Source organism: Pseudomonas sp. NBRC 111133, assembly GCF_001320605.1.
Lineage (GTDB): Bacteria > Pseudomonadota > Gammaproteobacteria > Pseudomonadales > Pseudomonadaceae > Aquipseudomonas > Aquipseudomonas monteilii.
Map to the genome: position 1 here is coordinate 103,093 of NZ_BCBJ01000168.1, position 6,000 is coordinate 109,092.

The window sequence follows — 6,000 nt, forward strand, 5'->3', positions numbered from 1 at the left end:
GCCATGAAAGCAAATGTGACACTTCTGCCGCCAAAGTTTTCTGCTAGAATGATCGGCTTTCTTCTTTAACATCTCCAGGTGACCCGCCCATGCAGCCTATGCTGAATATCGCCCTGCGCGCCGCTCGCAGCGCCAGTGAACTGATTTTCCGCTCCATCGAACGCCTGGATAGCATCAAGGTGGACGAGAAAGAGGCTAAGGACTACGTTTCCGAGGTTGATCGCGCCGCCGAGCAGAGCATCGTCAACGCCCTGCGCAAGGCCTACCCGAACCACTCCATCCAGGGCGAGGAAACCGGCCTGCACGCGGGTAGCGGCGAAGAAGGCAAGGATTACCTGTGGATCATCGACCCGCTGGACGGCACCACCAACTTCCTGCGTGGCATCCCGCACTTCGCCGTCAGCATCGCCTGCAAATACCGTGGCCGCCTTGAGCACGCCGTGATCGTCGACCCGGTTCGCCAGGAAGAATTCACCGCCAGCCGTGGCCGTGGCGCCCAACTCAATGGCCGCCGCCTGCGCGTCAGCTCGCGCACCAGCCTGGAAGGTGCCCTGCTGGGTACCGGCTTCCCGTTCCGTGACAACCAGATGGCTGACATGGACAACTACCTGGGCATGTTCCGCGCCCTGACTGGCCAGACCGCCGGCATCCGCCGCGCCGGCTCCGCCAGCCTGGACCTGGCCTACGTGGCCGCTGGCCGTTTCGACGCCTTCTGGGAGTCAGGCCTATCCGAGTGGGACATGGCAGCCGGCGTGCTGCTGATACAGGAAGCCGGTGGCTTGGTGAGCGACTTCAACGGTGGCCACGACTTCCTCGACAAAGGCCATATCGTTGCGGGCAACATCAAGTGCTTCAAGGCAGTCCTGACGGCCATCCAACCGCACCTGCCAGAGAGCATGAAGCGCTAAGCGCGGATTGCCTGAAAACAAAAAGCACCCCGCGGGGTGCTTTTTTTATGCCTGCAGGTTTTGCATTTCCTGTACCGGCCTCTTCGCGGGCAAGCCCGCTCCCACAGGGATAGCACCAACCTCAAAGGCAGCGCAGCACCTGTGGGAGCGGGTTTACCCGCGAAAGGGCCAGCACAGGCAACACAAATTACTGCGCAGCATCGCTCAGGATCAGCTTGCCATTCTTGTCCAGCGGAATGGTCGACCCCGGCTCGCGATCCATCTTCACCTTGCCGACCTGATCGCCAATGGAATAGGTCACGTTGTAGCCCACCACCTTCTCACTGATGTCATTCACCGTGTTGCAGCGAGTTTGCGTGGTGGTGTAGGTGTCACGCTCCTGCATGCCTTCCTGCACCTTGTTACCGGCATAACCACCACCGACCGCACCGGCCACGGTGGCGATCTTCTTGCCGGTGCCGCCGCCAATCTGGTTACCCAGCAAACCACCGGCGATTGCACCCACCACAGTACCGGCGATCTGGTGCTGGTCCTTGACCGGCGCCTGACGCGTCACAGCGACGTCCTTGCAGACTTCGCGCGGGGTTTTTACCTGTTGTTTGATCGGTTGCACGTCGGTGACCTGCGCATACTCAGGCCCCTTGTTGACCAAGCTGTAGGTCGCCACAGCACCTCCGGCAGTTACACCGACAGCACCCAGTACCGCACCCACCAGCATTGATTTGTTCACATGAACCTCCTGATCATACCCGCGGGGGTTAGCCCGCCTTCTCCCAGCCTTGGAGCAAAAAAAAAGGCGCGAGTTCAATACTCGCGCCTTTCGGGCAGCCAAACGGCGTGAGACAAGCCCTTATGGGCGCTCGTCCACACCTTCCGCCTTGGTCGGCGGGATCAGGTCTTCGCTGTTCAGGTTCAGCCAGATCAGCACCACGTTGGCGATGTAGATCGACGAGTAGGTACCGGCCATGACGCCGATGAACAGGGCCAGCGAGAAGCCGAACAGGTTATCACCACCGAAGAACAGCAGTGCGGCAATGGCCAGCAAGGTCGAAACCGAGGTGGCGACGGTACGCAGCAGGGTCTGGGTGGTGGAAACGTTGATGTTTTCGATCAACGAGGCCTTGCGCATGACACGGAAGTTTTCACGCACCCGGTCGAATACCACGATGGTGTCGTTCAGCGAGTAACCGATGATCGCCAGCACCGCTGCCAGCACCGTCAAGTCGAAGGTGATCTGGAAGAACGACAGGATACCCAGGGTGACCACTACGTCGTGAATCAGCGAGATGATCGCACCCACGGCAAACTTCCACTGGAAGCGGAAGGCCAGGTAGATAAGGATGCCGCCCAGGGCCAGGAGCATGCCCATGCCGCCCTGGTCGCGCAGCTCTTCACCCACCTGCGGCCCAACGAACTCGACACGCTTGAGCGTGGCTGGGTTATCGCCGCCAGCCTTCTGCAAAGCAGCGGCTACCTTGTTACCCAGTTGCGGGTCATCGCCCGGCATACGCACCAGCAGGTCGGTGGTAGCGCCAAAGCTCTGTACCACGGCCTCGTGGAAGCCCGAATTGACCAGCTCGGCACGCACCGCCTTGAGGTCGGCCGGGCGCTCGTAAGTCAGCTCGATCAGCGTACCGCCGGTGAAGTCCAGGCCAAAGTTGAGGCCCTTCTGCCACCAGCTGAACAGCGCCAGCACGGTGAGGAGCACGGTAATGGCGAACGCGACATTGCGCACGCCCATGAAGTTGATGGTTTTCATCGCAGCTCCCTCAAACCCACAGCTTCTTGATGTCACGCCCGCCGCAGGTCAGGTTGACCATTGCGCGGGTCACCATGACGGCGGTGAACATCGAGGTGAAAATCCCGAGGGACATGGTGACCGCAAAGCCTTTGACCGGGCCGGTACCCATGGCGAACAGGATGCCGCCGACCAGCAGGCTGGTCAGGTTGGCGTCGATGATCGCGGTGTAGGCGCGATTGAAGCCTTCGTGGATGGCGCGCTGTACCGACATGCCGGCTTTCAGCTCTTCGCGGATACGCGAGAAGATCAGCACGTTGGCGTCTACCGCCATACCCATGGTCAACACGATACCGGCAATACCCGGCAGGGTCAGGGTGGCGCCCAGCAGCGACATCAGGGCCAGCAGCAGCACCATGTTGCCCGCCAGGGCGATGGTGGCGATCACGCCGAAGCCGCGGTAGATGGCGATGATGAACAGCGAGACGAACAGCATGCCCCACAGCGACGCATCGATACCCTTGGTGATGTTGTCGGCACCCAGGCTTGGGCCAATGGTACGTTCTTCAGCGAAGTACATCGGCGCGGCCAGACCACCGGCACGCAGCAGCAGGGCCAGTTCGGACGACTCGCCCTGGCCGTTCAGGCCGGTGATGCGGAACTGGCTGCCCAGCGGCGACTGGATGGTCGCCAGGCTGATGATTTTCTTCTCTTCCACAAAGCTTTGTACGGCAACGTCCTTCTCGACGCCGTCGACCGTCTGCTTCACGTAGCGGGTGACCGGCTTCTGCTCGATGAAGATCACCGCCATGCTGCGGCCAACGTTGCTACGGGTAGCGCGGCTCATCAGCTCGCCACCGTGGCCATCCAGGCGGATGTTCACTTGTGGGCGGCCGTGTTCGTCGAAGCTGGCCTGGGCGTCGGTTACCTGGTCACCGGTGATGATCAGGCCGCGCTCTACAGGGGCGGAGCGGCCGCCTTCGCGGAACTCGAACACCTCGGTAGTGGCTTTGGACGCGCCCGGCTCGGCACCGAAGCGGAACTCAAGGTTGGCGGTTTTACCGAGAATACGCTTGGCTTCGGCAGTGTCCTGCACGCCTGGCAGCTCGACCACGATACGGTTGGCGCCCTGGCGCTGTACCAGCGGCTCGGCCACGCCCAACTCGTTCACGCGGTTGCGCACGGTGGTGAGGTTCTGCTTGATCGAGTATTCGCGGATTTCGGCAACTTTTGCCTGGGTCAGCGCCAGACGCAGCACCGCAAGCTCGTTGCGCTCGGTGGTGGTCAGGTCGAAATCATTGAAATTCTTGCGGATCAGGGCACGTGCCTGTTCGCGGGTAGCATCGTCAGCGAAGCCCAGCATGATGCCGCCATCCTGCTGAGGCAGGCTGCGGTAGCGGACGCGCTCTTTGCGCAGCAAGGTCTTGACCTCGCCTTCGTAGACTTTCATGCGGGCCGTCATGGCCTTGTCCATGTCCACTTCCAGCAGGAAGTGCACACCACCGGACAGGTCCAGGCCCAGCTTCATCGGGCTTGCACCCAGGTTGCGCAGCCATTGCGGGGTAGTCTGGGCCAGGTTCAGGGCCACGACGTAATCATCGCCCAGCGCCTTGCGCACGACATCCTTGGCTGGCAGTTGGTCTTCCTGGTTGGTCAGGCGGATCAGCCCGCTGCCCTTCTCGCCCAGGCTTGCGCCCTTGACGGCGATTTTGGCATCGACCAGCGCCTTGCTGACGCGATCGAGGTCGGCCTGGTTCACCTGCAGCGCCGAGCTGGCACCGCTGATCTGCACCGCCGGGTCATCCGGGTAGAGGTTGGGAGCGGAATAAATGAAACCGACCACCAGTACCAGCACGATCAGTGCATATTTCCACAGAGGGTATTTGTTCAGCATCACGCCGCCCGTTCAAGACGCGGGGCGCGTTGCGCGCCCCGACTGGAAAATAAAACCGGTAACTCAGATAGCCTTGAGCGTACCTTTTGGCAGGGTTGCCGCGATGGCGCCCTTCTGGAACTTCAGCTCGACAGTGTCGGACACTTCCAGTACCACGAAGTCATCGGAAACCTTGACGATCTTGCCGGCGATGCCGCCGTTGGTGACAACTTCGTCACCTTTTTGCAAGTTGCTCAGCAGGTTCTTCTGCTCTTTGGCGCGCTTGGCCTGCGGGCGCCAGATCATCAGGTAGAAGATGACCAGGAAACCGACCAGGAAAATCCACTCGAAGCCGGTACCGGCTGGGCCGGCGGCAGGTGCTGCTGCGTCCGCGTATGCGGCGGGGATCAAGAAGCTCATTGGGCACTCCTAATGTAATTTTCTAATAATGTGTGCGAACAGTCAGTCCAGGGGCGGTACGGGAAGCCCGCGCTTGGCGTAGAAGGCGTCGACAAAGGCGGCCAATTTACCCTGTTGAATAGCCTCGCGTAAACCGGCCATCAAGCGCTGGTAATGGCGCAAGTTGTGGATGGTATTCAGCATGCTGCTCAACATTTCGCCGCACTTGTCCAGGTGGTGCAGATAGGCGCGGGAGAAGTTGGTGCAGGTGTAGCAGTCACAGGTCGGATCCAGCGGCGATTCATCGTGGCGATGGAACGCGTTGCGGATCTTGATCACCCCTGTATCGACGAACAGATGGCCGTTGCGCGCATTACGCGTCGGCATCACGCAGTCGAACATGTCGACGCCGCGGCGCACACCCTCAACGAGATCTTCCGGTTTGCCTACCCCCATAAGGTAACGAGGTTTGTCAGCGGGCATCTGGCCCGGCAGGTAATCCAACACCTTGATCATTTCGTGCTTGGGTTCGCCCACCGACAGGCCGCCGATGGCCAGGCCGTCGAAGCCGATGTTCTCCAGGCCTTCCAGCGAGCGCATGCGCAAGTCCTGGTACATGCCGCCCTGGACGATACCGAACAGTGCCGCGGTGTTGTCGGCGTGGGCGTTCTTCGAGCGCTGGGCCCAGCGCAACGACAGCTCCATGGAGGTGCGCGCCACGTCGTGCTCGGCCGGGTACGGGGTGCACTCGTCGAAGATCATCACCACGTCCGAGCCCAGGTCACGCTGCACCTGCATCGACTCTTCCGGGCCCATGAACACTTTCGAGCCATCGACTGGCGATGCGAAGGTCACGCCCTCTTCCTTGATCTTGCGCATGGCACCCAGGCTGAACACCTGGAAGCCACCCGAGTCAGTGAGGATCGGGCCTTTCCACTGCATGAAGTCGTGCAGGCCGTTGTGCTTCTTGATCACCTCGGTGCCCGGGCGCAGCCACAGGTGGAAGGTGTTGCCCAGGATCATCTCGGCGCCAATGGCCTCGATATCGCGTGGCAGCATGCCCTTGACCGTGCCGTAGGTGC

6 protein-coding genes are annotated in these 6,000 nt (G+C 61.1%); 1 reads left to right on the forward strand and 5 read right to left on the reverse strand.

Features of this window, described 5'->3' with window-relative positions; translation table 11 throughout:
* Positions 1 to 89 precede the first annotated feature (89 nt).
* Positions 90 to 908, forward strand: a complete 819-nt coding sequence (gene suhB / locus APH36_RS30035; protein ID WP_016713212.1) for an inositol-phosphate phosphatase — start codon at positions 90 to 92, stop codon at positions 906 to 908.
* Between the two features lie 187 nt (positions 909 to 1,095).
* On the opposite strand, the gene APH36_RS30040 is transcribed toward suhB, so the two are convergent.
* The 5 genes from APH36_RS30040 to tgt all read right to left on the reverse strand — a co-directional run.
* A complete protein-coding gene (locus tag APH36_RS30040) occupies positions 1,096 to 1,638 on the reverse strand; it encodes a glycine zipper 2TM domain-containing protein (RefSeq protein WP_060501846.1) in 543 nt (180 codons plus the stop codon).
* Between the two features lie 120 nt (positions 1,639 to 1,758).
* Positions 1,759 to 2,667, reverse strand: coding sequence for a protein translocase subunit SecF (gene secF, locus APH36_RS30045; protein WP_060501847.1), 909 nt, complete (start codon positions 2,665 to 2,667; stop codon positions 1,759 to 1,761).
* Positions 2,668 to 2,677: 10 nt separating this feature from the next.
* A complete protein-coding gene (gene secD / locus APH36_RS30050) occupies positions 2,678 to 4,540 on the reverse strand; it encodes a protein translocase subunit SecD (protein ID WP_060501849.1) in 1,863 nt (620 codons plus the stop codon).
* Positions 4,541 to 4,603: 63 nt separating this feature from the next.
* Positions 4,604 to 4,939 (reverse strand): preprotein translocase subunit YajC, encoded by a 336-nt coding sequence (gene yajC, locus APH36_RS30055; RefSeq protein WP_008092587.1) that lies wholly within the window; start codon positions 4,937 to 4,939, stop codon positions 4,604 to 4,606.
* A 42-nt stretch (positions 4,940 to 4,981) separates the two neighbouring features.
* A partial coding sequence (gene tgt / locus APH36_RS30060; protein WP_060501855.1) for a tRNA guanosine(34) transglycosylase Tgt occupies positions 4,982 to 6,000 on the reverse strand: 1,019 nt, incomplete at its 5' end.

Coding starts and splice junctions, on each gene's coding strand:
- suhB (WP_016713212.1), top strand. CDS start 90: ATGCAGCCTATGCTGAATATCGCCCTGCGCGCCGCTCGCAGCGCCAGT.
- secD (WP_060501849.1), bottom strand. CDS start 4,540: ATGCTGAACAAATACCCTCTGTGGAAATATGCACTGATCGTGCTGGTA.
- secF (WP_060501847.1), bottom strand. CDS start 2,667: ATGAAAACCATCAACTTCATGGGCGTGCGCAATGTCGCGTTCGCCATT.
- yajC (WP_008092587.1), bottom strand. CDS start 4,939: ATGAGCTTCTTGATCCCCGCCGCATACGCGGACGCAGCAGCACCTGCC.